The organism is Pseudomonas sp. CBS (assembly GCF_024734645.1).
In the GTDB taxonomy this organism is placed as follows: Bacteria; Pseudomonadota; Gammaproteobacteria; order Pseudomonadales; family Pseudomonadaceae; genus Aquipseudomonas.
Window position 1 is genome coordinate 4,622,171 of sequence record NZ_CP102929.1, and the last position, 23,410, is coordinate 4,645,580.

The following is a 23,410-nucleotide window of genomic DNA, read 5'->3' on the forward strand; positions in this document are numbered from 1 at the left end:
GCCAATCAGTGGCAAATGGAATGGTGAGGCCCATGTTCGATCCCGTGTTGTTGCGCAGCTTTGTTGCCGTTGTCGATTGCGGCAATTTCACCCGCGCGGCTGAGCGCCTGCATTTGACCCAGTCCACGGTCAGCCAACAGATCCGCCGCCTGGAAGACGCACTCGGCAGCCAGGTCCTCGACCGCGACCAGCGCCGCGTGGTGGCCACGGTGGAGGGCGAACGCTTGCTGGCTTATGCGCGGCGCATCCTGGCGCTGCAAGAAGAGGCGGCCGATGTGTTGATCAACCAGCAGAGCGATGGCGTGCTGCGCCTGGCGGTGCCCGAGGACTTTGCGGCCGAGCGCTTGATGCCACTGCTGTCGGCGTTTGTGCAGGCTTATCCACGGGTGCGGCTGGAGGTCACCAGCGGCTTGGGGCCGGAGTTGTTGCGGGATTATCGCGGCGGTGAATTCGACGTGCTGCTGGTCAAGCAAATGGGCGACAGCGATGACTGCCTGGCGTCCTGGCCGGAGCCGTTGTGTTGGGTCGACAGCCGCAGCGCGCCCTCTCTGGGACGTGATCCGTTGCCGCTGGTGGCGTTTCCCGCTGGTGGCCTGTATCGCAATGAAATGTTGCATCACCTGGAGGTGGGTGGCTGGCGCTGGCGCATCGGTTATTCCAGCGCGAGCCTGGCCAGCGTGTGTTCGGCGGTGGCGGCGGGGCTGGGAATCAGCTTGCTGCCGGTGCGGGTCGTGCAGCCCGGGCATGTGGTGTTGGGCGCAGACAGCGGTTTGCCGGCGGTGCAGGGCGTGCGGCTGGCGCTGTATGGCCGCAATGGTCTGGGCGCGGCGGGGCAGGCGTTGCTGCGCCAATTGCAGGATTTATGTGCCAGCAATCCCCGCTGAGCCATGCCTTCAGCGAATATTTTGTATGCCTCAAAAGCATTCGGATTTTAGGCCTCGGCGCCAGCCCGCGCAGGCCGTGGCTTTGGCGTATCTGGATGTTTCGTTTATTCATTTTGGATCTATGTATAACTTTAAAGATTACTTTAAGAGATAAGCGTCTGGCCCCGATGATTCAGCCCTCGACGGCCGCCAAGGCAGGCCCGTCGGTTTTTTTGCTTAAGACCGCAGGGGAGTTAATCAATGGGCAATGTCCAGACCGCCGCCAGTGCACAAGAGGCGCAGTGGCGCCATGCACCGGGTGGTGAGTTGGTCGACCTTGGCCGGCCGCACCGCGCGCCGTTGGGGCAGTTGCGTACGCAGAAAACCCCCAAGGGAGTGTTGAGTCGGCGTGAAGCGATCCTGTTGGGGATTCTCGCGCTGGCCTTGCATGGTGCGGTGATCTATTGGGTCAGCCAGAAGCCAACCCCGGTGCTGCCGATTGTGCCGCCGGAAATTCCGCCAATGACGATCGAATTTTCCCAGCCGGCGCCGCCGGTGGTAGAGCCGCCACCGCCCGTGCCGCCACCGCCGCCGCCACCGGTTGTCGAGCCACCACCACCGGTGGTCGATGAGTTGGCCGCCAAGCCGGCGCCGAAAAAGATTCCGAAACCCAAGCCGGTACCGAAGCCCGTGCCCAAGCCCGCACCGAAACCGGTCGCCGAGCAGCCGCCCGCGCCGCCTGTACCCCCGCCACCGGCTCCAGCACCCGCACCGCCTGCGCCTGCTCCGGTAACACCGGCTTCGGCCAACGCCGCGTACCTGAAGAACCCGGCGCCCGAATACCCGTCACTGGCCCAGCGCCGGGGTTGGGAAGGCACGGTGTTGTTGCGGGTGCATGTGTTGGCCACCGGCAAGCCGGGTGAGATCCAGATTCAGAAAAGCAGTGGTCGCCAGCAACTCGACGACGCCGCACTGGCTGCCGTGAAGCGCTGGAGTTTTGTACCGGCCAAGCAGGGTGATGTGGCCCAGGACGGCTGGGTCAGCGTACCGATCGATTTCAAGATTCATTAATTATTGGATGCGGTGTGTCGGACACATCGCGCCATGCACAGAGGGAAAACATCATGGCATTAGCATCTCCAACTGAATCCATCGAAAGCGCGGTGATCTGGCTGCTGGTGGTCTTTTCGGTCGCCACCTGGGGCCTGGCACTGCTCAAGGGTGTCCAGTTCGGCCGCCTCAAGTCCCAGGATCGCAAGTTCCACAAACAGTTCTGGGCGGCCTCCAGTCTGGACTCGGCTGCTGAACTGGCTGAAACCAGGCCGGGCGCCGCTGCCCGTGTGGCCCAGGCCGGTTACGCCGCGATCCAGGTGGGTGAGGCGCCACACGCTGCTGACCTGAGCCAGGCGATCAATCATCAGGACCGCTTGGAGCGTGCCCTGCGCCAACAAATCGTGCGTGAGCGTCGCTCCCTGGAAACCGGCCTGGCGGTGGTCGCGAGTATCGGCAGTACGTCGCCGTTTATCGGTCTGTTCGGTACCGTTTGGGGGATCATGGAAGCCTTGAAAGGCATCAGCGCTGCCGGTTCCGCGAGCCTCGAAACCGTGGCCGGGCCGATTGGTGCCGCGTTGGTCGCCACTGGTGTGGGTATTGCCGTCGCGGTGCCGGCGGTGCTGGTTTACAACTACTTCCTGCGTCGCCTGAAACTCACGGCTGCTGACCTGGATGACTTCGCCCATGACTTCTACAGCCTGGCGCAGAAGAACTCGTTCCGCGTGCTGCTGCACCCGACGTTGAGCAAAGCCGGTGCCCAGGGCGGCGTGCAAAAAGTGAAGGAGGCGTCCTGAGATGGCCTTCTCCACGCAAGACAGTGATGAGGTGCTGAGCGAGATCAACGTCACGCCGTTGGTGGATGTGATGTTGGTGCTGCTGGTGGTGTTTATCGTCACCGCGCCGTTGTTGACCAATGCGATTCCGATCAACCTGCCCAAGACCGAGGCCGTGGCGCCGGTGGAGCAGAAAGACCCGCTGGTGGTGAGCATTGATGCTGCCGGCAAACTGTTTATCAACAAGGATGAAATCCAGCCGGATTTGCTGGAATTCAACTTGCAGTCGGCCAAGGCCAAGGACCCGGATGTTCGGGTGCAACTGCAGGCTGACGATGGAGTTAATTATGGCGAAGTGGCGCGAGCCATGGCGTCTATCGAGCGCGCGGGGATTACCAAGCTGTCGGTGATTACTGCACGTTAGTTTCAAATGCCTCGACAATTTTTTTGGCCGTTTCCTTGGCAGGGTGCGGCCTTTTTTTTGGGCTGTGGTTTTTTGGGGGGGCTGGGTACATATCCGTTATTTAGGTAACGGCCACCTATGGTTTCGCTCTTACAGCGAGTCACTTTGCAAAAGCGGCAAAGTAACCAAAACGCTCTGCCCCGCCTGTCGGCGCCTCGCTTAGGCTCGGCGTTCCCTCACTCCGGCATTGCTCCGCGGGCCGCCGCGACGGGCCATCCATGGCCCGGCGCGGCTAAACCGGCGTCCTGCCGGTTTACCCGCTCCGCAATACCTGCGTTCGGCCTCGGGCTTATTGGGGCAGTCAGATCAAAATCAAAAGCAAAAGCACAGCGGCCTACCGGCCGGCTTGAGTGTTAAAAGCAGAGGCAAGATCCAGAGCGAAAACAGAGCTGCTTTTCTGTGGGAGCGGGCTTGCTCGCGAAAAACCTGAGGGCGCCGCGTTCATCCAGGATGCCAGCGTCATCGTTAACGACCTTCGCGAGCAAGCCCGCTCCCACATTTTTTGGACCGTGCCCGCTTTAGCTTTTGATTTGGCTTCTAAACACTCAAGCCGGCCGGGAGGCCGCTGTGCTCTTGATCTGCTTTTGATCTTGATCTTAGGCGCCCCGTTAAACCACGCTGGCCGAACGCAGGCTTTGGAGCGTGGGTAACCCGGCAGGACGCCGGGTTAGCCGCGCTGGGCCAAGGATGGCCCATCGCGGCGGCCCACGGTCCAAAGCCGGAGTGAGGGCACACCGAGCCTAGGCGAGGTGCCGAGTGGTGGGGCAAGAGCGTTTTGCTTACTTTTGCGCTCTTCAAAAGTGAGCCGCTGTAAGAGCGGAACCCTAAGCCGCCGTTACCCAAATAACGGATATGTCCCCCCAACCCCCTAAACCCCCCCACCCTCAAACAAACATTTTGGTTATTAATAAATAGCTTCTTATTCCTTAACGAATATATACCCCGTGCCTATACTGACCCACAACGTTAAACGCTGCAGGAGGGCACACCCATGCACAGCGAGTCGATTCGTTATCTGATCGTGCCGGGCTGGCAAGGATCGCCAGAAGATCATTGGCAAAGTCATTGGCAGAACAGCCTGCCCAACAGCGCGCGCGTGGAGCAGGCCGACTGGCTCACCCCACGCCGCGAAGACTGGGTGGCCGCACTGGCCGAAGCCATCGCCGCCGACAGCACCCCGGTGATTCTGATCGCCCACAGCCTGGGCTGCATCACCGTCGCCCATTGGGCCGCCACCGCACCGGTGCAGTTCCTGCGTCAGGTACGCGGCGCCTTGCTGGTGGCCCCGGCCGATGTCGAACGCCCTGCCTGCGCGCCCGCCCTGCGTAACTTTGCACCCATCCCCAGTGACCTGCTGCCGTTCCCAAGCCAGGTCGTCAGCTCCGACAACGACAGCGCCGTCAGCGCCACCCGCGCCCTGGAACTGGCACGTAACTGGGGCGCCGAAGCGGGAATTCTCGCGGGTGCCGGGCATATCAACGTGAAGTCCGGCCATCAACGCTGGGAACAGGGTTTCGCCTACCTCTATCGCCTGCAAAATCGCCTGGAACATCACTCCCGGCGCCGTGCATAAAATTTTTTAAACGCCCCTTCCCCTTCGTGGATGGGGCGGGAGTCTGCCATGAGCCTGCATGAAACCTTCGGTCAGCCCCTGCTGACCTTCCCCGACGCCGAAAAAAGCCCCCTGAGCATTCGTGCCAAGGCGCTGGTGTTTGTCGACCCGCGTTCGCGGCAACTGCGCGAAGACCTCGAAAACCTCGCCCCCCGCGCCTTGCCCGTGTTGATCCGTGGCGAAACCGGCAGCGGCAAGGAGTTGCTCGCGCGGCATATCCACCGGGGCAGCGACCGCACCGGCTTGTTTGTCTCGGTGAATTGCGGCGCCATCAGCCCGACTTACGCCGACGCCGAACTGTTCGGCTACGCCGCAGGCAGCCACAGTGGCGCAGCCAGCAGCCGTGCGGGCTGGTTTGGCTCGGCCAATGGCGGCACCTTGTACCTGGATGAAATCGGCGACCTGCCGTTGCCGATCCAGGTCAAGTTGCTGGCGGCGCTGGAAAACCACGAAGTCACCCGCGTCGGCGCTCATCAGCCAAGTCCGGTGGATGTGCGGCTGGTGGCCGCCACCAGCATCGACCTCGCTCAGGCCGTGGCGGCCGGCAAGTTTCACGAGCGTCTGTTTCATTACCTCAGCGAAGGCCAACTGGAACTGCCCGCACTGCGCGAGCGGGTGGGCGATATCCTGTCACTGGCCGAGTATTTCCTCGGCATCTACAGCCAGCGCCTCGACCTGCCGGTGCCGCTGATCAGCGACGAGGCCCAGCGCGTGTTGGAGCATCACACCTGGCCGGGAAACACCCGGGAGTTGGAGAACGTGATTCACTTTGCCCTGCTGGTCAGCAGTGGCGACGAGATTTTGCCGGAGCATTTGAACCTGCCGCTGCCGTCGGTGACGCAGATCGAACACCAGGCGCGGCAGATCCTCAGCAGCGGCACCGAGGCTGAACGTGATGCGTTGAAGCGTCTATTGAAAGGGTTGGGGTCTGTATGAACAAAATGGAATATCAAAGTGAATAAAAAGTATTGTTCTGGAATAAAAAACCTCGGTATTGTCCGCTCCACGCCGCGATAGCACTTCGCTGGCATCCACTAAAAAAGCGGCCGTCCCAGACGACCCGGATTTTCGATAAGGACACTGCATGAAAAAGGTTCTGTTGTTTACCGCACTGGCGGCTGCCCTGACTGCAAGCTTCGCCCAGGCCAACGAGAAACTGGTGGTAGCCGCTACCCCGATCCCGCACGCCGAGATCCTTGAGCTGGTCAAGCCGACCCTGGCCAAAGAAGGCGTGGACCTGGAAATCAAAGTCTTCACCGACTACGTGCAGCCGAACGTGCAGGTGGCCGAGAAGCGTCTGGACGCCAACTACTTCCAGACCCTGCCGTACCTGGAAAACTTCAACAAGGGTAAAGGCACCAACCTGGTCACCGTCATCGGTGTGCACGTTGAGCCCTTCGGTGGTTACTCGAAAAAGATCAAAAATATCTCTGAGCTGAAAGATGGCGCCACCGTGGCCATTCCGAACGAAGGCAGCAACTCCGGCCGTGCCCTGCTGCTGCTGCAAAAGGCTGGCGTGATCACCCTGAAAGACCCGAGCAACGCCCTGGCCACGCCGAAAGACATCGCCAGCAACCCGAAAAACCTGAAATTCAAAGAGCTGGAATCGGCCCTGCTGCCTCGCGTACTGGACCAGGTTGACCTGGACCTGATCAACACTAACTACGCCCTGGAAGCGGGTCTGAACCCGGCCAAGGACGCATTGATCATCGAAGACGCCAAGTCGCCGTACGTGAACTTCCTGGTTGCCCGCCCGGACAACAAGGACAGCGACGCGATCCAGAAGCTGGCCAAAGCCCTGACCAGCCCAGAAGTGAAAGCTTTCATCGAGAAGAAATACAACGGTGCGGTCGTGCCGGCGTTCTGATCGAGCCCCAAAACCTCCTTCAAGGTTTAAACGCCGACGGCTTCTACAGCGTCGGCGTTTTTTATGGCTGGAATGCAATCGAAATGTGGGAGCGGGCTTGCTCGCGAATGCGGTGGGGCAGCCAACACATCTGCTGACTGATACACCGCATTCGCGAGCAAGCCCGCTCCCACATTTGGGACCGTGTCAGCTCAGAGATTCCGGCTATTGATGGCCCTGCGCAGCGCCACCAGCCACTTCACCAGCTCCTGCGGATCAATCGGTTTTGCTTTGGTCATCGCTCATTCCCTCGCCTGTTGATTGGCCGCCAGTCTGGCCACGCGCTGCCTATCCCTGAAGTGCAGCACCGATAAAAAGACCCTTCCTACCTCCCGAGGAACAGTAGCTGTCATCCGCCTGTACCGCGAATCCGCCGGTTATCTATTTGGGTGATATCAATATGCTATTTCGGTATTTAAAGTTTGCTTTTTATACCTTTAAAGTCGGTGCTACTCGGCGTTACCCACGCTGAACCGGACCGCACCAACGCCGCATTACCCCTGCGGCGTCAGGGATTTCAGATGACCTTCGATTACGCATTTATCCTCAGCACGCTGCCTGCGTTTCTCAAGGCCGTGGGCGTGACCTTGCAAGTCGGCCTGATCGCCATCGGCACCTCGTTAGTGGTGGCCTTGATCAATGCTGCGCTGCTGGTATTTCGCACACCCTACGTCTGGCGCCTGGTGGCGCTGTACGTCGAGCTGGCGCGCAACACACCGCTGCTGATCCAACTGTTTTTTGTCTACTTCGCGTTGCCGGCCCTGGGCTTGAACATCTCCGGGTTCTGGGCGGCGATCATCACCATGACCTTTCTCGGCGGCGCCTACCTCACGGAAGTGCTGCGCGCCGGTGTCGAGGCGGTGCCGCTGGCGCAGATCGAGTCGGGCAAGTCCATCGGCTTGTCCCACTGGCAGCTGCTACGCCATGTGATCCTGCCTCAGGCGGGGATCCTCAGCCTGCCGGCGCTGTTTGCGAACTTCATTTTCCTGCTCAAGGAAACCACCATCGTGTCGGCGGTGGCGGTGCCGGAGATTCTCTACACCACCAAAAGCTACATCGCCCTCTACTACAAAACCTACGAAATGCTCGCGGTGCTGACGCTGATCTGCGTGCTGTTATTCCTGCCGCTGTCGCTGCTGCTCAGCCGCCTTGAAAGGAGGCTCCAGCATGGCCAGTTCGGGTCTTGAATTACTCTGGGTGTCGTTGCCGCAACTGGGCAAGGGCGCGGCGCAAACCCTGTCGATCTCATTCCTGAGCATTGCCTTCAGTACCGTCGGCGGCGTGGTGTATGGCGTGCTGCGCACGCTGAATTCAAAAGCGCTCAACTTGGTGCTGCGGATTTACCTCGAGCTGTTCCGCGCGATCCCGGTGCTGGTGTGGCTGTACCTGCTGTTCTTTGGCCTGCCGATTTTCTTTGGCCTGAGTATCCCGAGCTTCTGGTGCGCGGTGCTGGTGTTGTCGCTGTGGGGCGCCAGTGAAGTCGGCGAAGTGGTGCGCGGTGCCTTGCATTCGTTGCCCCGTGGCCAGCGTGAAGCCGGCTTGTCGATTGGCCTGTCGGACCCGCAACTGTACGGTTACGTGCTGCTGCCCCAGGCCCTGAAACGCATGACCCCGCCGACCATCAACGTCTACACCCGCATCATCAAGACCAGCTCCCTGGCGGTGCTGATCGGCGTGGTGGACGTGATCAAGGTTGGCCAGCAAATCATCGAGCGCACCTACGAGTCAGTGTTGATCTACGGCGCGCTGTTCCTGTTTTTCTTCTTTATCTGCTACCCGTTGTCGGCCGCCTCCAAGGTGCTGGAACGGCGCTGGGCCCAAGCATGAGCGCATTGATCGAGTTTCAGGGTTTCAACAAATACTTCGGCGACCAGCAGGTGCTCAAGGGCATCGACCTGAGCGTGCAAAGCGGCGAAGTGGTGGTGATCCTCGGCCCCAGCGGTTGCGGCAAAAGCACCTTGCTGCGGTGCCTCAATGGCCTGGAAGTGGCCCACAGCGGCAGCCTTCGTTTTGCCGGCAAGGAGCTGCTGGACAAGGCCACCGACTGGCGCCAGGTGCGCCAGGACGTGGGCATGGTGTTCCAGAGTTATCACCTGTTCCCGCACATGAGCGTGCTCGACAACATTTTGCTCGGCCCGTTGAAAGTGCAAAAACGCGAACCCCGTGAGGCCCGTGCTCAAGCCGAAAAGCTGCTGGAACGGGTGGGTCTCTCGGACAAGCGTGACGCCTACCCGCGCCAGCTTTCGGGCGGCCAGCAGCAACGCATCGCCATCGTCCGCTCGTTGTGCATGAACCCCCAGGTCATGCTGTTTGACGAAGTCACCGCCGCCCTCGACCCGGAAATGGTCAAGGAAGTACTGGAAGTGATCCAGGGCCTGGCCCGGGACGGCATGACCCTGCTGATTGTCACCCATGAAATGGCCTTCGCCCGCGCCGTCGCCGACCGCGTGGTGTTCATGGAGGCCGGCCGCATTCTCGAACAAAACACCCCCGAGGCATTCTTTACGAACCCGCAAACCGCACGCGCGCAGCAGTTCCTGGAGAAGTTCTCCTTCGTTTCAACACTGCCCAAAAGAACCAAGGAATTGGAGCTGCTATGAAAACTGCCAAGTTGTTATTCCCCCTGTTCGGCCTCGCTCTGCTGGCCGGCTGCAACAAATCCGAAGAGCCCGCCAAGACGGCCGCTGCGGCCACCCCGGCCCCGGCGGCGGTGAGCTACATCGACAAGATCAAGGCCCGGGACAAGCTGATCGTCGGCGTGTTTACCGACAAGCCGCCGTTTGGTTTTGTGGATGAGTCCGGTCGCTATGTCGGCTTCGATACCGACATCGGCCGCCGCTTCGCCAAGGACCTGCTGGGCGACGAGAACAAGGTTGAATTCGTTGCCGTGGAACCGGCGAGCCGCATTCCGTTCCTGCAAAGCGACAAGGTCGACCTGATCCTCGCCAACATGACCGTGACGCCTGAGCGCAAGGAAGCGGTGGACTTCACCAACCCGAACCTGAAAGTGGCGGTGCAGGCACTGGTGGCCAACGGCAGCCCGGTGAAAAGCCTGGACGACCTGGCGACCCGCACCACCATCGTCACCACCGGCACTACCGCGGATATCTGGCTGACCAAGAACCACCCGGACTGGAAACTGCTGAAGTTCGAGAAAAACTCCGAGTCGCTGCAAGCGCTGTCGGCTGGTCGTGGTGATGCCTATGCCCAGGACAACCTGGTGCTGTTCAGCTGGGCCAAGCAGAACCCGGGCTACCGTGTGCTGGAGCAGAAACTGGGGGATGAAGCGCCGATTGCGCCAGCGGTGAAGAAGGGCAATATCGAACTGCGGGATTGGGTTAATGCCGAGCTGGCCAAGTTGGGCGAAGAGAAGTATTTGCTCAAGCTGTATGACCAGTATGTTCGCAAGGAACTGAGCGATGACACCAAGCCTGAGAGTGTGATTGTTGAAGGCGGAAAGTGGCAGGGTTGATCAGTTAGCTGTTGGGTGACTGATCTACCGTCTTCGCGAGCAAGCCCGCTCCCACATTCGACCGAGTTCCACCTTTGGAATGCGGACAAATGTGGGAGCGGGCTTGCTCGCGAAGAGGTCCCCACAGGCACCGCCTAACTCGGCCAATGCCACGCCGGCTCATCCAGCACCCGCTGCCCCACCACCTGCGTCTGCCCCATCACCTTCTCCAGCACGATCGAATTACACCCTTCATCCTGCTGCAACGCCGCAATCAAGCGGCTGGCATGGGACACCACCCACACCTGACACTGCTGCGACACCTGGATGATCAGCCGCGCCAACGCCGGCAACAGGTCCGGGTGCAAGCTGGTTTCCGGTTCGTTCAATACCATCATCGTCGGTGGCCTCGGCGTCAGCAGCGCCGCCACCAGCAGCAAGTAGCGCAAGGTCCCGTCCGACAGCTCCGCCGCCGATAACGGCCGCAGCAACCCTTCCTGATAAAACTCGATGGCAAACCGGCCGCCCTGCAACGGCTCGATATTCAACCGCGCGCCGGGAAACGCATCGCTGATCGCCCGCTGCAAGGCGTCCGGGTCGCCAATCTCGCGAATGGTCTGCAACGCCGCCGCCAAATCCCGACCGTCGTGATGCAACACCGGCGTGCGCGTGCCCAGTTGCGGTTGGCGCACCGGGGCGTCGACGTCGCTGCGAAAGTGATCATAAAAGCGCCAGCCACGAATGCTTTCGCGCAGCAGCAACACCTCCGGCGAACCCCGCAGGCTGCCGACCTGATCGAACAGGCTGTGGTAGTTCGGCGTGTGCTGGGCCAGTACATCCCAGGCTCGGCCATCGCGGGCACGTACCATCGGGCCGGGGCGCTGCACCAGCAGGCTCGCCGGGCGAAATACATGCCCGGCCCAGATACATTCTTTCTTGATCTCCGGGTCCAGGGAAAAATAGGACAAGGTTTTCTCGGGCAACCCCAGGGAAATCGCATAGCTGAAATCCTCTGCGGCAAACCCCAAGCGCAGGCGCTTGGCGCCCTGGCGCACGATGGGCTCCACCGCCACTTCGCCGCTGAGCATGCGCCGGCTGATGCTTTCCGGCCCGGCCCAGAAGGTTGAATCCAGCCCGCCTTCGCGGGCCAGTGCGTTGATCACGCCCCCCTGGGCCGTCTCCGCCAGCAGCCGCAGGGCGCGATACAGGTTGGATTTACCGCTGCCATTTGGGCCGGTGATCAGGTTCAGCCGATCCAGTGGCACCACCAATTTGTTGATCGAGCGGTAATTGGCCACCGCGAGGGTTTTGAGCATGAGAGGATGTTCGCGATTATGTGGATCCGCATGTTACCTGCGTCGGCTGGCGGAGATGTGTCGCGAGCGTCCTGATTTCCTGTAAGTCAATGCCTACGACGCGGAACCCTGAACTACGCTAACAGTCGCATAATCACCGACGCGTCAATCAAGCAAGGAGCCTGCATGGGCGGTCCCAAACTCACATTTATCCTCGGCCTTGGCTTGCTGGCGCTGCTGAGCGGTTGCGGCCAGGAAAAAGCCGAGCCCAAGGAACATTCCCGGGTGTTTGTGCAGACGGTGAAATCCACCGACTTTGCCGCCGCCGTGACCTTGACCGGCGATATCCAGGCCCGAGTGCAGACCGATCTGTCGTTCCGCGTCGGCGGCAAGATCATCCAGCGCATGGTGGATGTCGGCGACCGCGTCAGCGCCAAGCAAGTGCTGGCCAAGCTCGACCCGAAAGATTTGCAGACCAACGTCGACTCCGCCCAGGCCCAGGTGGTCGCCGAACAGGCGCGGGTCAAACAGACTGCCGCCGCGTTTGTGCGCCAGGAAAAACTCTTGCCCAAGGGCTACACCAGCCGCAGTGAATACGACTCCGCCCAGGCCGCGTTGCGCAGCAGCCAGAGCGCGCTGACCGCCGCCCAGGCGCAGTTGGCCAATGCTCGTGAGCAGTTGGGCTACACCTCGCTGGTCGCCGACGCGCCGGGCATCATCACCGCGCGCCAGGCCGAGGTGGGCCAGGTGGTGCAGGCCACCGTGCCGATCTTCAGCCTGGCCCGGGATGGCGAGCGCGACGCGGTATTCAACGTCTATGAGTCACTGCTGGTAGAGCCGCCGCCGGACAAACCGATTACCGTCAGCCTGCTGGAAAACCCGCAGATTACCGCCGTGGGCAAGGTCCGCGAAGTCACCCCGGCCGTGGCCGCCAATACCGGCACGGTGCAAGTCAAAATCGCCCTCGACGCGCTGCCCAAGGGCATGCAGCTAGGTTCGGTGGTCAGCGCCACCGCCAATGGCCCGGCCAAGGCCAGCATCGAGTTGCCGTGGGCTGCCTTGACCAAAGACATCAGCGCGCCGGCTGTCTGGCTGATTGACGGCGACGGCAAGGCGCAACTGCATAAGGTCACGGTCGCGCGTTATCTCACCGGCAAGGTGATCATCAGCGACGGCCTCAAGGGCGGCGAAAAAGTCGTGGTGGCCGGCGGGCAACTGCTGCACCCCGGCATGATCGTGGAAATCGCCCAGCCGCCGGATCAGGCTCAGGCCCAGGGAGTGCAGCCATGAAGCAGTTGACGTGTGTTCTCGCCGCCAGCCTGCTGTTGATGGCGTGCTCCAAGGAAGAACCGGCGCCGGAGCCGGTGCGCCCGGTGCTGTCGATTGAAGTGAAAGCCGAAGACCAGGAAAACCTCGGCCGCTTCGCCGGCACCATCCAGGCCCGTTATGAAAGCAACCTGGGTTTCCGTGTGCCCGGGCGCATTGCCCGGCGCGCGGTCGACGTGGGCGCCGAAGTGGAGCAGGGCGCGTTGCTGGCCGTGCTCGACCCCACCGATCAACAGAACCAGTTGCGTGCTGCCCAGGGTGACCTGGCTCGCGTGCAGGCGCAGTGGATCAACGCCCAGGCCAATGCCCGCCGCCAGCAGGAACTGTTCAGCCGTGGCGTCGGCGCCCAGGCCCAACTGGACATCGCCCAGACTGACTTGAAAACTACTCAGGCTTCCCTGGATCAGGCCAAGGCTTCGGTCAACCAGGCCAAGGACCAGCTCAACTACAGCGAACTGCGCACCGACCATGCGGGCATCGTCACCGCGTGGAATGCCGAGGCCGGCCAGGTGGTCAGCGCCGGTCAGCAAGTGGTGACCTTGGCGCGTCCCGACATCAAGGAGGCCGTCATCGACTTGCCCGCCGGCCTCGCCGAGCGCCTGCCGCCGGATGTGGTGTTCCTGGTCGCCGGGCAGATGGACCCGAACATCAGCACGACTGCCACCGTGCGCGAGATCGAACCCCAGGCCCAAAGTGCCACCCGCACCCGTCGCGCCCGCCTGACCCTGGCCGAAACGCCGCCCGCGTTTCGCCTCGGCACCGCCATCAGCGTGACCTTGAGCTCAGCCATCGCTCCGCGTATCGAACTGCCCCTCAGCGCCTTGCAGGAAGCCGACGGCAAGACCCGCATCTGGGTGATCGACACCCAAAGCCAGACCGTACAACCCCGAGACGTCACCATCGTCAGCCGCGACGCCGACAGCGCCTTGCTCAACGCCGGCGTCAAACCCGGCGAGCGCGTGGTGAGTGCCGGCGTGAACAGCCTGAAGCCTGGGCAAAAAGTCAAAATCGACGAGGACAGCCCGCGATGAAAGGGAGCTTCAACTTATCCGACTGGGCCCTCAAGCATCAGTCCTTCGTCTGGTACCTGATGTTCGTCGCGCTGCTGATGGGCGTGTTCTCGTACATGAACCTCGGCCGCGAGGAAGACCCGTCGTTCACCATCAAGACCATGGTGATCCAGACCCGCTGGCCGGGCGCGACCCAGGAAGAAACCCTGAAGCAGGTCACCGACCGCATCGAGAAAAAACTCGAAGAGCTGGACTCCCTCGACTACGTGAAAAGCTACACCCGGCCCGGTGAGTCCACGGTGTTTGTGTTCCTCAAGGACACCACCAGCGCCAAGGCTATTCCGGAGATCTGGTACCAGGTCCGCAAGAAGATCGACGACATCCGCGGCAGCTTCCCCCAAGGCTTGCAGGGGCCGGCGTTCAACGACGAGTTCGGTGATGTGTTCGGCTCGGTGTATGCGTTTACCGCCGATGGCTTGTCGATGCGCCAGTTGCGCGACTACGTCGAGCAAGCGCGCGCCGAGATTCGTTCGGTGCCGGGGCTGGGCAAGGTCGAGATGATCGGCCAGCAGGACGAAGTGATTTACCTGAATTTCTCCACCCGCAAACTCGCGGCCCTGGGGATTGATCAGCGCCAGGTGGTGCAGAGCCTGCAATCGCAGAACGCGGTGACGCCGGCCGGGGTGATCGAGGCGGGGCCGGAGCGGATTTCGGTGCGCACCTCCGGGCAGTTTGCCTCGGAGAAGGACCTGGCCAACGTCAATCTGCGGCTCAATGACCGTTTCTATCGCTTGGCCGATGTGGCGGAAATTACTCGCGGCTATGTCGACCCGTCGACGCCGATGTTCCGTTTCAATGGCAAGCCCGCCATCGGCTTGGCCATCGCCATGCAGAAGGGCGGCAACATCCAGGACTTCGGCAAGGCCCTGCACAAACGCATGGACGAGCTGACCGCCGACCTGCCGGTGGGTGTGGGCGTGCACAAGGTTTCCGACCAGGCAGAAGTGGTGGAAGAGGCCGTCGGCGGCTTCACCAGCGCATTGTTTGAGGCGGTGATCATCGTGTTGGTGGTGAGCTTTATCAGCCTCGGCGTGCGTGCCGGGTTGGTGGTGGCGTGCTCGATTCCATTGGTGCTGGCGCTGGTGTTCGTGTTCATGGAATACAGCGGCATCACCATGCAGCGGGTGTCGCTGGGCGCTTTGATCATTGCCCTCGGCCTGTTGGTGGACGACGCGATGATCACCGTGGAGATGATGATCACGCGCCTGGAAAAAGGCGAAACCAAGGAGCAGGCGGCGACCTTCGCCTACACCTCTACGGCGTTCCCGATGTTGACCGGTACGCTGGTGACCGTTGCCGGTTTTGTGCCGATTGGCCTCAACGCGAGTTCGGCGGGCGAGTACACCTTCACCTTGTTCGCGGTGATTGCCGTGGCGATGCTGGTGTCGTGGGTGGTCGCGGTGTTGTTCGCGCCGGTGCTCGGGGTGCATATCCTCAGCAGCAAGGTAAAACCCCATAACGCCGAGCCGGGCCGTGTAGGCCGGGCGTTCAATGGCGGCATGCTGTGGGCGATGCGCAACCGCTGGTGGGCCATTGGCATTACGGTGCTGTTGTTTGTGGCGTCGGTGTTTTCCATGCAGTTTGTGCAGAACCAGTTTTTCCCGTCCTCGGACCGTCCGGAAATTCTCGTCGACCTCAACCTGCCGCAAAACGCCTCGATCAACGAGACCCGCAAGGCCGTCGACCGTCTTGAGGCAATCATCAAGGACGACCCGGACATCGCCCGCTGGAGCACCTATATCGGCCAGGGCGCGATCCGTTTCTACCTGCCGCTGGACCAGCAACTGGAGAACCCGTACTACGCGCAACTGGTGATCGTCAGCAAGGGCCTGGAAGAGCGCGGCGCCTTGATTGCGCGCCTGCAAAAACGCCTGCGGGAAGATTTTGTCGGCGTGGGCAGTTTCGTGCAGCCACTGGAAATGGGGCCGCCGGTGGGGCGTCCGATCCAGTATCGGGTGTCTGGCAAGGACATCGACCAAGTGCGCAAACACGCGATCGAGCTGGCGACCATGCTCGATAAAAACACCCACATGGGCGAAATCATCTACGACTGGAACGAGCCCGGCAAAGTCCTGCGGGTGGACATCGCCCAGGACAAGGCGCGGCAATTGGGGCTGTCGTCGGAAGACGTGGCGCAGTTGATGAACAGCGTGGTCAGCGGTGCGTCGGTGACCCAGGTGCATGACGATATCTACCTGATCAATGTGGTCGGCCGCGCCGAAGATGCCGAACGCGGTACGCCGGAGACTTTGCAGAACCTGCAGATCGTCACGCCTAACGGCACCTCGATTCCGCTGCTGGCGTTTGCCACCGTGCGTTATGAGCTTGAACAGCCGCTGGTGTGGCGTCGCGACCGCAAGCCGACCATCACCATCAAGGCGGCGGTGCGCGACGACATGCAGCCGACCGACCTGGTGAAACAGCTCAAGCCGGAAATCGACAAGTTCAGCGCCGCGTTGCCGGTGGGCTACAAGGTCGCCACCGGCGGCACCGTGGAAGAAAGCGGCAAGGCCCAGGGCCCGATTGCCAGGGTGGTGCCGCTGATGCTGTTCCTGATGGCGACCTTCCTGATGATCCAGCTGCACAGCGTGCAGAAGATGTTCCTGGTGGCCAGCGTCGCGCCGTTGGGGTTGATTGGCGTGGTGTTGGCGCTGATTCCCACCGGCACGCCCATGGGCTTTGTGGCGATCCTGGGGATCCTCGCGCTGATCGGCATCATCATCCGTAACTCGGTGATTCTGGTGACCCAGATCGACGCCTACGAGCGCGACGGCTACACGCCGTGGGACGCGGTGGTGGAAGCCACCGAACACCGGCGCCGGCCAATTCTGTTGACGGCGGCGGCGGCCAGCCTGGGCATGATCCCGATTGCCCGGGAAGTGTTCTGGGGGCCGATGGCCTACGCGATGATCGGCGGGATCATCATCGCCACCTTGCTGACGCTGCTGTTTTTGCCGGCGCTATATGTGGCCTGGTACAAGATTCGCGAGCCGAAGAAAGAAAACGCCTGACAGCCACTGCGATGACATTCCTACACGGACGTGGGAATGTTCCCTGAAACATTTTTTTGCCCTTGGCGCCCGGTCGATTGTTTTACCCTCCGGGCCTGATCCTTTTCCAAGGCCTGCCCCATGCGTTGTTTCCTGCTGGTTTGTAGCTTGTTGCTGTCGCCCGTGGCCCTTGCCGGCACGGTGCTGGAGAACGCCCTGTGGCGGGTTGAGCTCGACCCGGCGACCCTTGCGATCCACGTCACTCCCAGTGACAAGACCGCCGTGCAGGCTTCAAGCGGAGTCCCTGCGCACAGGGTCAACCAGCTCTCCCAAAGCGCCCGTCAGGCCAGTTGGCAATGGGACGATGGCGCCTATCGCCTGAGCGCCACCCTCGATCAACGGGATCTTGCCCTGACGATTACCGCCCGTGATGCCGGTGAGTTGGCGATCCTGCGGCAACCCGCCAGCGCCATGGGCAAGGGCCTGATCTGGCCCCTGGCCGAGGGGCATTACGTACCGGCGGGCAATGGTGTGTGGCAGGACTTCCTGCTGGAACAGGGCGACGTCAACACCACCCAGGACCTCAGCTTGCCGCTGTGGGGTGTGGACCACGGCGCGTTCACCCTCAACTGGCTGATGACCAATCCTTACAACAACCGTTTGCACTGGCAGGCCGACGGCAAAGGACTGGCGTTGTCCGCCTTCCACGAATTCACCACGCTGGACCCAGCGGCGCCGATGACCGTGCTGTTGCACCTGGGCGAAAGCGACCCGCTGGCCGGCGCCAAGCGTTATCACCAGTGGCTGGTGGAGCAGGGGCTGTTTGAACCGTTGGCGGACAAGTTGCGGCAAACCCCTGAAGCGGAAAAGCTGCTGGGCGCCAGCCATATCTACCTGTGGGGCAATGACCTGCTGAGCTTGGGTGATGTGCGGGACTGGCCGCAGTTGCTCAAACTGCTGCGCAGTGGCAAAGGCTTGGCGGCGGAGTTGAATGGCTTGCTGGACAAAGAGGCTGCGCAGGTTCGACAGGTCAAGCAACCGTATGAGCAGGCAGTCCTGCTGCGCGGCCTGAACGCGGCGATCAACACAAAGGCCCGGCAGGGCTGGCAGCCCTCCACCGAACCGAATATGACCCAACTCGCTGATGGCTATGGTGCGCTGCGTCGTGAGTTGGCCGTGGCCTTTGCCGGTGCCTTGAGCACAACGCCCGAGACCTGGGGCAATACGTTGTCGGTCACCAATGCATTGAAGGGCGCCGGCCTCAAACGTCTCTTGGTGACCCAGGGGGAGGGCTGGGAAGGTGGGCTCTGGCATCCTGAAGCGGTGAAGGCCGGGGTCGACGCCGGTTACCTGATGGCGCCCTACGACTCTTATGAAACGGCACTGTCTGCCACTGAAAACCCCGACTGGACCACCGCGCACCTGGGCAGCAAGGCCTATGGCGAGTGCGCAATCGTGTTGAAGGGCGGCCAGTTGAAGACCGGCTTCCAGAAGTCCGGCCACTACACCGACCCGCGCTGCGTGCGGCCATTGCTGGAGGCGCGGATCAAGGCGGTGCAGGCCAAGTCCGGGTTCAACGCCTGGTTCCTCGACGCCTATGCCACCAGCATGTTGTTCGACAGCTACCGCACGGGCGCGAGCATGACCCAGGCCCAAAATGCCGAAGGCAATATCGACGCGGCCCGCTGGATCAATACCGCGCTGAAGTTGCCGGCAGGTTCCGAGGACGGCAACGCGATCACCGCCCGAGGCATCCTGTTTGCCCACGGTATGCAAACGCCGGTGCTGGGCTGGGGTGATCGGGAGATGACCCAGGACAAGCAGTCGCCGTATTACGTCGGGGCCTGGTACCCGCCGGAACAGCCGGCGGTGTTCTTCAAGTCGGTGCCGTTGAAAGAGCCGTTTCGCACGGTCTATTTTGACCCGACGATGCGCCTGCCGCTGTATCAGTCGGTGTTCCACGGCTCGGTGATCACCACCCACCATTGGCTGTTCGACAGCCTGAAACTGAGCAACGTGCGGGCCGAGAACGAGCTGACGCAACTGCTCTACAACGTGCCGCCGCTGTATCACCTGAGTGCGGCGACGGTGAAGCAGCGCTTGCCGATGATTCAGCGCCAGGACGCGTTCTTTCGGCCGCTGCATGAGCGGTTGGCGACTCAGGCGATGACGGATTTTCGTTGGCTGACGGAAGATAAGCAGGTGCAGCAGACCACCTTTGCCGATGGGACGCGGTTGGTGGCGAATTTTGCTGAGGGGCGTATTACGGCTTTTGTGCCTGGCGCCCAGGCTGTGGTGTATCAGCTGGATTAGTGGCGGCTGTGAGTCCTTCGCGAGCAAGCCCGCTCCCACAGGGAAATGCATTCCAAAATGTGGGAGCGGGCTTGCTCGCGAAGGCGTAAGCCCAAACAACAAAGACCTACAGCTTGCGCCACACGCTCGCCAGCCACGGCTGCAAGTCGTGATACGAGCCATACCGCGGCCCGTTCCAACCCTCCTGGTTTTCACCCCGAGGGTTTGAGCTGAACAACACCCCATCGACCTTCAACGCCCCATGCAACTGCCCAAGAAATTCCTGCTGCGGCTAACAGCCTGACGGTATTAATTTCCGACGAATCACCGACGATTTATTCCGTAGCAGCTGTCGAGCTTTAGCGAGGCTGCGTTGGCCGCGCTGCCGAGTTTGCGTCAGGCTCGGGACCGAGGCGCGCCTGACGCAGCCTCGCCAGTGCTCGACAGCTGCTACGGGGGGGGGGCTGGTTTTGCGCCACACACTCGCCAGCCACGGCTGCGAGTCGTGATACGAGCCATAGCGCGGCCCGCTCCACTGCCCAAGCATGCGCGGCAACTCCTGCTGCGGCTAACAGCCCACGGTATTAATTTCCGACGAATCACCGACGATTTATTCCGTAGCAGCTGTCGAGCTTTAGCGAGGCTGCGTTGGCCGCGCTGCCGAGTTTGCGTCAGGCTCGGGACCGAGGCGCGCCTGACGCAGCCTCGCCAGGGCTCGACAGCTGCTACGGGGGGGGCTGGTTTTGCGCCACACACTCGCCAGCCACGGCTGCGAGTCGTGATACGAGCCATAGTGCGGCCCGTTCCAGCCCTCCTGGTTTTCACCCCGAGGGTTTGAGCTGAACAAAACCCCACCGACCTTCAACGCTCCATGCGACTGCCCAAGAATGCGCGGCAATTCCTGCTGCGGCTAACAGACTGACGGTATTAATTTCCGGCGAATCACCGACGATTTATTCCGTAGCAGCTGTCGAGCCTTAGCGAGGCTGCGTTGGCCGCGCTGCTGAGTTTGAGTCGGGCTTGGGACCGAGGCGCGCCTGACGCAGCCTCGCTAAGGCTCGACAGCTGCTACGGGGGGGCAGGTTTTGCGCCATACGCTCGCCAGCCACGGCTGCTGTTCCCGAGGCAGCCCGGCAGGTCGGTAGTAATGCTCCAACTCCACAAACCCCGCCGCCGTCAGCAACTCTTGCCAGGCCTGCAGGTCGTGATACGAGCCATACCGCGGCCCGTTCCAACCCTCTTGGTTTTCACCCCGAGGGTTTGAGCTGAACAACACACCACCGATCTTCAGCGCCCCATGCAATTGCCCGAGAATGCGCGGCAGCTCCTGCTTGGGAATATGAAACAGCACCGCATTGGCGAAGATCCCGTCGAAACGGCCGGCCGGCAAATCCAGCTTCAGGAAGTCCTGTTGCAGCACTTCACAGCCGCTGTCTTCCCGGGCCATCTGCGCGAAACGCTCCGAACCATCGAGCCCCACGGCGATGTGGCCCATGCGGGTAAACGTCTGCAAATCCCGCCCCGGCCCGCAGCCGAAATCCAGTACGGTAAACGGCGCGTCGCCCTGGATATGCCGCAACAACGCATCAATGTTCTGGCTCACATCGTGATCACGGGTGCCTTCTCGAAAATCCTCGGCCACCTTGTTGTAGTGGCCGAGGGTGGTGGAGGTGATCTGGTCGAGGTCGTCGGGGGCGAGTTTCATGGCGGGCAATACCGGGCGCTGAGAGGGCCCGACTATACCTCACCTCTTGTTCAGAACCCTGGCCAACCGATCGCCGCCCAACTGAATCACCGCCACCAGGATCACCAGCAGCACAATCACCGTCAGCATGATCTGGGTGTCAAAGCGCTGATAACCATAGCGGTAGGCAATATCGCCCAGCCCACCGGCGCCAATCGCCCCGGCCATGGCCGAGGAGTTGATCATCGTCACCAGGGTAATCGTGAACCCACCAACAATTCCCGGCAGCGCCTCCGGCAGCAGCACGTGCCAGACGATATGCCAGCGCCGGCAACCCATGGCTTGCGCCGCCTCGATCAAGCCGTGATCGACTTCGCGCAAGCTGACTTCGGCGATCCGCGCAAAGAACGGCGTCGCCGCGATGGTCAACGGCACCACCGCCGCCCACACGCCATAGGTGGTGCCGACGATCAGCCGGGTGAACGGGATCAGCGCCACCATCAGAATCAGGAACGGAATCGAGCGGAACAGGTTAACGAACGCCCCCAGCACCCGGTTCAACGCGGGCGCCTGATAGATGCCGCCCTTGTCGCTGGTCACCAGGAACACCGCCAGCGGAATCCCCACCAGCAGCGCGATCAGCGATGACACACCGACCATCAACAGCGTGTCGATGGCGCCCTGCAATAAACGATCAAACCACATAGCCCAGCACCTCCACCTGTTGTGCCCAGCGCCCGGCGCGGGCGCGCAGTTCTTCGGCGGTAAGGGCCGAGCCGTTCACCGCCAGCAGCAATTGCCCCAACGCATGGCCCTGAATGCGTTCCACACCGCCTTGCAGCAAGCGCACGCGCCCGCCGAGGGCGCTGAACAGTGCCGCCAGGTCCGGTTCGTCTTCGGCACTGCCGGTCAGTTGCAAGCGCAGCACCACGGCAGCGTCCTTGGATGCCGGGTTGGCCTGCAAGCGGCTCTGCAACTCTTCAGGCAAGCCGTGTTGCAGCGGAGCCAGCAGGGTTTTGCTGACGTCGTGCTGCGGGTTGCCAAACACTTCCCACACCGGGCCTTGCTCGACCACGTGGCCGTGTTCCAGCACCACGACGCGGTCGCAGATTTCGCGAATCACGGCCATTTCGTGGGTGATCAACACGATGGTCAGGCCCAGGCGTTTGTTGATCTCCCGCAGCAGGCCGAGGATGGATTGGGTGGTCTCCGGGTCGAGCGCCGAGGTGGCTTCATCGCACAACAGAATCTGCGGGTCATGCACCAGCGAACGGGCGATACCCACTCGCTGCTTCTGCCCGCCGGAAAGCTGCGCCGGGTAGGCCTTGTGCTTGTCCTGCAAACCCACTAATTCCAGCAGCTCGCGCACCTTCTTCTCGCGCTGCTCCTTGGGCACACCCGCGACTTTCAGCGGCAATTCGACGTTCTGCCACACGGTCTTGGCCGACATCAGGTTGAAGTGCTGGAAGATCATGCCGATGCGTCGACGCAGGGCTACCAGGCGGTCTTCGTCGAAGTCACCGATGTCGACCTGGTCAATCAACACCCGGCCGCTGCTCGGTTGTTCCAGGCGGTTGATGGTGCGGATCAGCGACGACTTGCCGGCGCCGCTGCGGCCGATGATGCCGAAGACTTCGCCGCGCTGGATCGCCAGGTCGATGCCTTGCAGGGCGGGCACGACCTGGCCGTCGTAGGTCTTGCCGAGGTTGATGAATCGCACATGGGCATGGTTCAGCGCCAGATGCAGCTCGGTCTGCTGCGCGTCCAGGTGCGGTGGTTGCGTCTCGCGTCGTTGTGCTGTGGCGGCGCTCATGTTCAGCCTTCCCAGCCGACTTGGTAGAGCTTGCCAAGGGATTTATCCAGGGCGGCGCGCACCACCGGCGAGTGCTGGTAGATGTCGACGAACTTGATCACACGCGGGTCGGTTTTGCTCTTGGGCTGGATCACGAACTGGATCACGTATTCCGGGTGGTCGAGGCCGTCGAACAGCAGCGCCGACTCGGCATCGAAGGTCTTGGACAGGCGGATATACGCCGGGTAGCCCTGCACCAGGTCGGCGTCGTCATAGGCGCGCACCAGTTGCACGGCTTCCACTTGCAGGATCTTGATCTTCTTCGGGTTGGTGACGATGTCTTCTTCAGTGGCCTTGTAGCCCACGCCCGGCTTGAGCGTGATCAAGCCGGCCTTGGCCAGCAGTTGCAGGCCGCGACCGCTGTTGATCGGGTCGTTGGCAATCGCCACGCTGGCGCCTTGGGGCAGGTCGTTGATGCTTTTGTACTTCTTCGAATACAGCCCGACGTTGTTGATGATCCCCGGGGCGAACGGCACCAGGTCAAACCCGGCGGCGGCTTTGGCGTTTTCCAGGAACGGGATGTGCTGGAAGTAGTTCACGTCGATATCGCCCGCTGCCAGGCTGACGTTGGGTGCGATCCAGTCGGTGAACTCCACCAGTTCGACTTTCAAACCCTGTTTTCCGGCCTCTTCTACGGCGGCTTCCAGGGGGATTGCGAAGGCGGCGGTGGTGCCAACTTTCAAGGGAGCGTCAGCGGCGAATACCGCCGAGCTGAAGAGTCCGAGGGCGAGGGCCAGTGCTTTGACTGGGTGGCTGAGCAATGTTTTTTTCATCGTGGAT

20 protein-coding genes and 2 pseudogenes are annotated in these 23,410 nt (G+C 61.7%); 15 read left to right on the forward strand and 7 right to left on the reverse strand.

From position 1 onward, the window contains the following. Window positions 1-32: 32 nt before the first annotated feature. The 11 genes from NVB75_RS21150 (at window position 33) to NVB75_RS21200 (ending at window position 10,142) form a co-directional block, all read left to right on the forward strand. Complete coding sequence (locus NVB75_RS21150; protein WP_258343151.1) at window positions 33-884, forward strand: LysR family transcriptional regulator; 852 nt, start codon at window positions 33-35, stop codon at window positions 882-884. 240 nt (window positions 885-1,124) lie between these two features. Beyond that, window positions 1,125-1,934 carry an energy transducer TonB gene (locus tag NVB75_RS21155; protein WP_258343153.1) on the forward strand — a complete coding sequence of 270 codons (810 nt, stop codon included), beginning with the start codon at window positions 1,125-1,127 and terminating at the stop codon, window positions 1,932-1,934. Window positions 1,935-1,984: 50 nt separating this feature from the next. Further along, the gene (locus NVB75_RS21160) at window positions 1,985-2,710 is read left to right on the forward strand and encodes a MotA/TolQ/ExbB proton channel family protein (protein WP_167665676.1); all 726 of its coding nucleotides are present in this window, start codon (window positions 1,985-1,987) and stop codon (window positions 2,708-2,710) included. Between the two features lies 1 nt (window position 2,711). Then, window positions 2,712-3,113: a biopolymer transporter ExbD gene (locus NVB75_RS21165; RefSeq protein WP_003218118.1), complete on the forward strand. Its 402-nt coding sequence runs from the start codon at window positions 2,712-2,714 to the stop codon at window positions 3,111-3,113. Window positions 3,114-4,143: 1,030 nt separating this feature from the next. Continuing rightward, complete coding sequence (locus NVB75_RS21170) at window positions 4,144-4,725, forward strand: alpha/beta hydrolase (protein WP_010168877.1); 582 nt, start codon at window positions 4,144-4,146, stop codon at window positions 4,723-4,725. A 48-nt stretch (window positions 4,726-4,773) separates the two neighbouring features. Continuing rightward, window positions 4,774-5,700 (forward strand): sigma 54-interacting transcriptional regulator, encoded by a 927-nt coding sequence (locus NVB75_RS21175; protein WP_258343156.1) that lies wholly within the window; start codon window positions 4,774-4,776, stop codon window positions 5,698-5,700. Window positions 5,701-5,848: 148 nt separating this feature from the next. Beyond that, entirely contained in the window at window positions 5,849-6,631 is a 783-nt protein-coding gene (locus tag NVB75_RS21180) for a MetQ/NlpA family ABC transporter substrate-binding protein (RefSeq protein WP_258343158.1), read from the forward strand. 560 nt (window positions 6,632-7,191) lie between these two features. Continuing rightward, on the forward strand, window positions 7,192-7,857 hold the full coding sequence (locus NVB75_RS21185; RefSeq protein ID WP_063033611.1) for an amino acid ABC transporter permease: 666 nt from the start codon (window positions 7,192-7,194) through the stop codon (window positions 7,855-7,857). Next, window positions 7,838-8,497: an amino acid ABC transporter permease gene (locus tag NVB75_RS21190; protein ID WP_258343162.1), complete on the forward strand. Its 660-nt coding sequence runs from the start codon at window positions 7,838-7,840 to the stop codon at window positions 8,495-8,497. The genes NVB75_RS21185 and NVB75_RS21190 overlap by 20 nt, the downstream gene beginning before the upstream one ends. Then, the gene (locus NVB75_RS21195; RefSeq protein ID WP_219272056.1) at window positions 8,494-9,270 is read left to right on the forward strand and encodes an amino acid ABC transporter ATP-binding protein; all 777 of its coding nucleotides are present in this window, start codon (window positions 8,494-8,496) and stop codon (window positions 9,268-9,270) included. Before NVB75_RS21190 ends, NVB75_RS21195 begins: the two co-directional genes overlap by 4 nt. After that, on the forward strand, window positions 9,267-10,142 hold the full coding sequence (locus tag NVB75_RS21200) for a transporter substrate-binding domain-containing protein (RefSeq protein WP_010168882.1): 876 nt from the start codon (window positions 9,267-9,269) through the stop codon (window positions 10,140-10,142). The genes NVB75_RS21195 and NVB75_RS21200 overlap by 4 nt, the downstream gene beginning before the upstream one ends. A gap of 134 nt (window positions 10,143-10,276) precedes the next feature. Here NVB75_RS21200 and NVB75_RS21205 read toward each other — a convergent pair whose 3' ends face one another. Further along, the gene (locus NVB75_RS21205) at window positions 10,277-11,437 is read right to left on the reverse strand and encodes an AAA family ATPase (protein ID WP_258343163.1); all 1,161 of its coding nucleotides are present in this window, start codon (window positions 11,435-11,437) and stop codon (window positions 10,277-10,279) included. 165 nt (window positions 11,438-11,602) lie between these two features. On the opposite strand from NVB75_RS21205, the gene NVB75_RS21210 reads away from it, so the two are divergent. The 4 genes from NVB75_RS21210 (at window position 11,603) to NVB75_RS21225 (ending at window position 19,115) form a co-directional block, all read left to right on the forward strand. After that, entirely contained in the window at window positions 11,603-12,706 is a 1,104-nt protein-coding gene (locus tag NVB75_RS21210) for an efflux RND transporter periplasmic adaptor subunit (protein WP_177045599.1), read from the forward strand. Further along, a complete protein-coding gene (locus NVB75_RS21215) occupies window positions 12,703-13,773 on the forward strand; it encodes an efflux RND transporter periplasmic adaptor subunit (protein ID WP_258343164.1) in 1,071 nt (356 codons plus the stop codon). The genes NVB75_RS21210 and NVB75_RS21215 overlap by 4 nt, the downstream gene beginning before the upstream one ends. Then, the gene (locus NVB75_RS21220; protein ID WP_063033606.1) at window positions 13,770-16,823 is read left to right on the forward strand and encodes an efflux RND transporter permease subunit; all 3,054 of its coding nucleotides are present in this window, start codon (window positions 13,770-13,772) and stop codon (window positions 16,821-16,823) included. The genes NVB75_RS21215 and NVB75_RS21220 overlap by 4 nt, the downstream gene beginning before the upstream one ends. Window positions 16,824-16,943: 120 nt before the next feature. Next, window positions 16,944-19,115 carry a glycoside hydrolase gene (locus NVB75_RS21225; RefSeq protein WP_258343166.1) on the forward strand — a complete coding sequence of 724 codons (2,172 nt, stop codon included), beginning with the start codon at window positions 16,944-16,946 and terminating at the stop codon, window positions 19,113-19,115. Window positions 19,116-19,221: 106 nt separating this feature from the next. Here the strand turns inward: NVB75_RS21225 and NVB75_RS21230 are convergent. The 6 genes and pseudogenes from NVB75_RS21230 to NVB75_RS21255 all read right to left on the reverse strand — a co-directional run. Next, window positions 19,222-19,386 (reverse strand): annotated as a pseudogene (locus tag NVB75_RS21230) (SAM-dependent methyltransferase); the annotation flags it as partial. A gap of 450 nt (window positions 19,387-19,836) precedes the next feature. Beyond that, window positions 19,837-20,004: pseudogene (locus NVB75_RS33445) on the reverse strand (SAM-dependent methyltransferase); the annotation flags it as partial. A 141-nt stretch (window positions 20,005-20,145) separates the two neighbouring features. Continuing rightward, entirely contained in the window at window positions 20,146-20,799 is a 654-nt protein-coding gene (locus NVB75_RS21240; protein ID WP_258343167.1) for a bifunctional 2-polyprenyl-6-hydroxyphenol methylase/3-demethylubiquinol 3-O-methyltransferase UbiG, read from the reverse strand. A 39-nt stretch (window positions 20,800-20,838) separates the two neighbouring features. Further along, entirely contained in the window at window positions 20,839-21,483 is a 645-nt protein-coding gene (locus NVB75_RS21245) for a methionine ABC transporter permease (RefSeq protein ID WP_003211840.1), read from the reverse strand. Beyond that, window positions 21,473-22,591 (reverse strand): methionine ABC transporter ATP-binding protein, encoded by a 1,119-nt coding sequence (locus NVB75_RS21250; protein WP_258343168.1) that lies wholly within the window; start codon window positions 22,589-22,591, stop codon window positions 21,473-21,475. Before NVB75_RS21250 ends, NVB75_RS21245 begins: the two co-directional genes overlap by 11 nt. Before the next feature lie 2 nt (window positions 22,592-22,593). Continuing rightward, a complete protein-coding gene (locus tag NVB75_RS21255) occupies window positions 22,594-23,403 on the reverse strand; it encodes a MetQ/NlpA family ABC transporter substrate-binding protein (RefSeq protein WP_258343169.1) in 810 nt (269 codons plus the stop codon). Window positions 23,404-23,410 lie beyond the last annotated feature (7 nt).

Bases quoted from the DNA above. Each gene is read 5' to 3' on its own strand.
- NVB75_RS21150 (WP_258343151.1), top strand. From the start codon at position 33: ATGTTCGATCCCGTGTTGTTGCGCAGCTTTGTTGCCGTTGTCGATTGC.
- NVB75_RS21155 (WP_258343153.1), top strand. From the start codon at position 1,125: ATGGGCAATGTCCAGACCGCCGCCAGTGCACAAGAGGCGCAGTGGCGC.
- NVB75_RS21165 (WP_003218118.1), top strand. From the start codon at position 2,712: ATGGCCTTCTCCACGCAAGACAGTGATGAGGTGCTGAGCGAGATCAAC.
- NVB75_RS21170 (WP_010168877.1), top strand. From the start codon at position 4,144: ATGCACAGCGAGTCGATTCGTTATCTGATCGTGCCGGGCTGGCAAGGA.
- NVB75_RS21175 (WP_258343156.1), top strand. From the start codon at position 4,774: ATGAGCCTGCATGAAACCTTCGGTCAGCCCCTGCTGACCTTCCCCGAC.
- NVB75_RS21180 (WP_258343158.1), top strand. From the start codon at position 5,849: ATGAAAAAGGTTCTGTTGTTTACCGCACTGGCGGCTGCCCTGACTGCA.
- NVB75_RS21185 (WP_063033611.1), top strand. From the start codon at position 7,192: ATGACCTTCGATTACGCATTTATCCTCAGCACGCTGCCTGCGTTTCTC.
- NVB75_RS21190 (WP_258343162.1), top strand. From the start codon at position 7,838: ATGGCCAGTTCGGGTCTTGAATTACTCTGGGTGTCGTTGCCGCAACTG.
- NVB75_RS21195 (WP_219272056.1), top strand. From the start codon at position 8,494: ATGAGCGCATTGATCGAGTTTCAGGGTTTCAACAAATACTTCGGCGAC.
- NVB75_RS21200 (WP_010168882.1), top strand. From the start codon at position 9,267: ATGAAAACTGCCAAGTTGTTATTCCCCCTGTTCGGCCTCGCTCTGCTG.
- NVB75_RS21205 (WP_258343163.1), bottom strand. From the start codon at position 11,437: ATGCTCAAAACCCTCGCGGTGGCCAATTACCGCTCGATCAACAAATTG.
- NVB75_RS21210 (WP_177045599.1), top strand. From the start codon at position 11,603: ATGGGCGGTCCCAAACTCACATTTATCCTCGGCCTTGGCTTGCTGGCG.
- NVB75_RS21215 (WP_258343164.1), top strand. From the start codon at position 12,703: ATGAAGCAGTTGACGTGTGTTCTCGCCGCCAGCCTGCTGTTGATGGCG.
- NVB75_RS21220 (WP_063033606.1), top strand. From the start codon at position 13,770: ATGAAAGGGAGCTTCAACTTATCCGACTGGGCCCTCAAGCATCAGTCC.
- NVB75_RS21225 (WP_258343166.1), top strand. From the start codon at position 16,944: ATGCGTTGTTTCCTGCTGGTTTGTAGCTTGTTGCTGTCGCCCGTGGCC.
- NVB75_RS21240 (WP_258343167.1), bottom strand. From the start codon at position 20,799: ATGAAACTCGCCCCCGACGACCTCGACCAGATCACCTCCACCACCCTC.
- NVB75_RS21245 (WP_003211840.1), bottom strand. From the start codon at position 21,483: ATGTGGTTTGATCGTTTATTGCAGGGCGCCATCGACACGCTGTTGATG.
- NVB75_RS21250 (WP_258343168.1), bottom strand. From the start codon at position 22,591: ATGAGCGCCGCCACAGCACAACGACGCGAGACGCAACCACCGCACCTG.
- NVB75_RS21255 (WP_258343169.1), bottom strand. From the start codon at position 23,403: ATGAAAAAAACATTGCTCAGCCACCCAGTCAAAGCACTGGCCCTCGCC.